At 61.0% G+C, this 4,315-nt stretch carries 3 protein-coding genes; all 3 read left to right on the top strand.

What is annotated here, in order from left to right:
• Positions 1-1,362 (top strand): cytochrome c3 family protein (locus Q8K99_04975; protein ID MDP2181907.1); only part of this gene is annotated, 1,362 nt, incomplete at its 5' end.
• 165 nt (positions 1,363-1,527) lie between these two features.
• On the top strand, positions 1,528-2,574 hold the full coding sequence (locus Q8K99_04970; protein ID MDP2181906.1) for a tetratricopeptide repeat protein: 1,047 nt from the start codon (positions 1,528-1,530) through the stop codon (positions 2,572-2,574).
• Positions 2,575-2,586: 12 nt separating this feature from the next.
• Positions 2,587-4,113, top strand: coding sequence for a hypothetical protein (locus tag Q8K99_04965; protein ID MDP2181905.1), 1,527 nt, complete (start codon positions 2,587-2,589; stop codon positions 4,111-4,113).
• Positions 4,114-4,315 lie beyond the last annotated feature (202 nt).

Below are 4,315 nucleotides of genomic sequence, written 5' to 3'. Positions count from 1 at the left end.
TGCACCGCGTGCCACTACAAGCCGGCCCACGAGGCCGGCAAGACCTACTCTCCGCCCATGGAGTCTTGCTTCAACTGTCACGGCATCTCGCACGGTCCCCAGGGCGACATCGCCGCGGCGGAATGCTCCGCGTGCCATTCGCCTTCATTCAACCTTCGGCCCCGCACGCACACCAAGACGTGGGCCAAGGCGCCACACGCAGACCGCGCCAAGAACGACACGAACCAGTGCATGATGTGTCACGACGCGCCCAAGGACTGCGACGAGTGCCACAAGCGGGAGAAGGTCGATGTCGGGCCGATGCCGGCGGTCTTCCTGGGCACGATCCCGGTGGACCTCGACCGGCCGGCGGTCATCGTGTACCCGACCCAGCCCACCTCGATGGGGCAGTGCATGTACTGCCATCCGGACATCGATGACTTCCTGCCGGGCACGGTCATCTTCGCCCACGCGGATCACCTCAAGCGCAACTACCAGTGCACCGTGTGCCACCCGAAGTTCGGGCACGGCACGGGCACAAAGAGTATTCGCAGGCCGGACATGCTGTCGTGCTACCGCTGTCACGGGCTCACTCACGCGTCGGCGGGAGTAGTCGCTACCGAGGACTGCTACGCGTGTCACCCCAAGGACTTTGAGCTCATGCCCGCTGACCACACCAAGAAGTTCCAGGCCGGTGACCACAAGAAGCGGGCGAACAAAGAGCCCGAGTACTGCGCCATGTGTCACAAGCCCGACTTCTGCGTCGAGTGCCACATGGGGCGGCGCAAGAGCGGCCCTGGCTCGGCGAAGGTGATTCCGGCGGCACACAAGAATGTCGAGTGGTACAGCAAACACGGCAAGGACTACCTCCAACAGGAGGGCGCCTGCGGTTCCTGCCACGACTCACCGTCGTGCAAGCTCTGTCACAAGACGGTCATGCCACACCCTGCCGACTGGCTGAAGAACCACAAGCCGGCCAATGACGTGGACCGCAAGGACTGCAACGTCTGCCACACCGATCGGAGCTCGTGCCAGAACTGTCACCACGACAAGGTGAAGCGCGCCGACTTGACGCGGGAGAACTGCGCCCCGTGTCATGACGAGATGAATCCCAAACCGGCGACGAAGATTCAACACAAGGGGTTCGCAGAGCACGCCGTGCACTTCGACGTCGAGGAGAAGAAGGGGCGCCCGTACAAGTGCTACGATTGCCATGTGAGCTTTGGCACGTCGAAAGCGGCCCGCCAGGCTGAAGTCTCCAGCGCTCACGACCTGCGTCTCTGCTATGACTGTCACGGTGAACTGGATATCGACAGCAGGCTCATTGCGCCCTACAAGGGCAAGTCGCTGTGCGTTCGCTGTCACGACAACCTTGGTGTCTGACGTAGGGCCTGTGTAGATACTGTGAAGCGAGATTGTAACTGTTGACACATGCTCTGTTCTGCCAGTACGTTGGGTCGTGCTTGATGGTCCCTTGGGCCTGAGGCGACCTCGACTCCCAGTACCGGCACTGGAGAGTCGGTCGTTCGAACAGACAGGATGAATCGCGTGGCGACATCTGCCGCTGCAGTTGGCAAACAAGGCGCAACAGATAGGCTCGACCGGGTACTCACGGTTGCCGTGTGGACGGTTGGAGCGGCCACTCTGGCTTTCAGCCTCTACTTCGCGTATTCCGTCTATGCCGTGCGGCAAGCCGAGCGTGAAGCCTCGCCTGCCGCACGCGCCGTGGCCATGGTGAGCGCAGTCGTCGACCAAAGCCCCAATGACGCTGGCGTGCGGGTGCGTCTGGCGGAGACCCTGTTCAGCGCTGGGCTCCGAAGGCAGGCCCTCGAGCAGCTCAAGATCGCTCTGGAACTCGACCCCGAGAACGTACCGGCCTATCTCGATTTCGGCATCATCCACTTGGCCGAGGGCAATCTCGCGGAATCCGAGCGCTACTTCCTTCGCGTCATTGAGCTTACTGAGGCGTATCAGTACAAGGACATCAACGACAAGCGCGAGAAGGCCTTCTTCTATCTGGGCGCGGTTGCATCCGCGGACGAGCGCTACGAAGATGCGGTCGGCTACTACAAGGCCGCCTTACGCATCCGGCGTGATGCGTCCGATACCTACCTCGGTCTGGGCAAGGCTTTCCTTGGTCTCGGAGACTCGGACCAGGCGCTGGAGCAACTGCGAATCGCGGTCCGTTTCGACCCTGGATACGCCGAGGCGCAGTACGAGATCGGTCTGATCTATCTTGATCGTGAGGACCTGGTTAACGCCGCATGGCATCTTCGTGCGGCGGTCGATGCAGCCGAGGACTCCGAACTCGCCCATGAGACACTTGAGTCCGTCGGCAAGTACGAGGACTTTTTCGCCGACGCTCAGGAAGCCTACGACGCGGGGGATTTCGCCGCCGCACGTGACGCCGCCGCGATATCGCGGGCCCTCGCGCCGAAGTCGGCCGAGGCCGTGATGTTGCACGCAATGGCACTCGAGAAGCTCGGCAAGAAGGAAGATGCATTGACCGCGTACAGGGACGCGCTCGATATCGAGCCGGACAACGCGGAGGCGAAAGAGGGCGTGACTCGTCTGACCGCGAAGAAGAAGAAGTAAGGGGACGACGGCGTGAAGAAACGCACTCGCCGCAAACTAATACTGCTCGTCGTGCTGCTCGTGCTGCTCGCGCTTCTAGGTGCGTGGTACGCGAACTTCCGCGCGACCAAGAGCCTGCGTCTCAACATCGCGACAACGACGGATGAAGCCGTCATTCCGCCCGACTATCTGTACTCCATGGCGGGCAGCGACACGACTTCCACGGCGATTCAGCGTCCCCTTGGTGTGTACGCCGACGAGCAGTATGCGTGGGTTACCGACTCCGCCGGTGGCCAGATGTTCCAGTTCGAGGTCGACGGTACGTTTGTGAAGACGTTCGGTGCCGACAATCTCACGACACCTATGTACGTGAAGCGCCATCCCAAGAACGGGCGCCTCTACGTCTCGGACCGCCGCGAGCGCCGGATGGTCATCTTCGAACCCGATGGCAAGTACGTCGGCATCTTCGATCCCAAGCTGCCGAAGGACCAGCTTCCCAAGGGCTTCGACACGAGGGGTGACGTGTGGATGCCCGTCGCGCTCGACTTCGCCCCCGACGGCACGATGTATGTCACGGACTTCCTTCCGGGGAGCAGGTTGCTGATCTTCGGTCCCGACGGCAAGTTCAAGCGCTCCATCGGCAAGGCGGGTGTTGCATTGCGCGTGCAGGACAACCCGGAGAACTTCCAGTTCCCGAACGGCGTGGCCGTCAACGGCCAGGAGGTCTGGGTCACGGACAGCAACAACCGCCGCATACAGGTCTTCGATCTGGAGGGCAACTTCCAGTACGTGGTGCCCACACAGGGCCTGCCACGCGGTGTGGACTTCCTCGTTCCTCGCTCGAAGGACGCCACGTCTTCAGACAAGCTAGTGGTGATCGATACCCTCTCGCATGACGGAACCATCTGGAGTACCGAGGGCGGGCGGCTCGCGACGTTCGGTTCCCGAGGCGTTCTCGGTGGCCAGTTCAACTTCCCCAACGACGTTTCGATCAACGCCAAGAACCTGGTCTTCATCACCGACACCGCAAATGCGCGTGTGCAGGTGTGGGGCTGGCCGACCGATATCGGCATCATTCCGCCGATCCGCATACCCAAGTACTGGTACTTCTGCTTCACGCCACTGCTCCTGCTGCCGCTGCTGCTGCTGGCCCGCAAGCGCCGCTTCACGGTCACGCGCGACTTCATCGACGAGATGGTCGCTGCCGAGCAGGTCAAGTTGATGCCGCAGCGCAAGCGCAAGTGGATCGTTACCGAGATGCTCTACGATGAACTGAAGGAAGAAGTCTATGAAGACATCGAGATGAAAGAACTCCTGCATGCCGAGGAGTACTCCGAATCAGACGTTAATGCCATGATGGAGAAGTACGACGTGGACTTCGATTCGGCGGTCATTCTCACCATGGCTCAGCGTTCCAAGCTCTTCTGTACCGAGGATGTCGAGCTGACGCGCCTGGCAAAGACGCTGGAGGTGGATGTCGTGGAGCACATCGAGTTCATCGAGCGGTTCACGGACAAGAAGGCCAAGGACGACTCCGAGGTCGCCGACAAGGATGCGTGATAGGGCGTGAGCGGGGCGTTTGATGGTTTTCTTACGAAGAGTGAACGCGTGCAGGGGGCCCGCCCGTTGCCTCACGTAAGAATGTCGTCGAACGTCACCTTCGTTGCCTCATCATAGATGTCGTCAAGATCGGGTGCCTGCACCTCCCTTCTCCTGATCGATTCTTTCAGTGAGACGAGCTCGTAGAGCCGCTTTTGCAGCC

This window comes from Actinomycetota bacterium (genome assembly GCA_030682655.1).
Classification (GTDB): Bacteria; Actinomycetota; Coriobacteriia; order Anaerosomatales; family JAUXNU01; genus JAUXNU01.
This window is presented reverse-complemented; position numbering and strand designations above follow the sequence as displayed.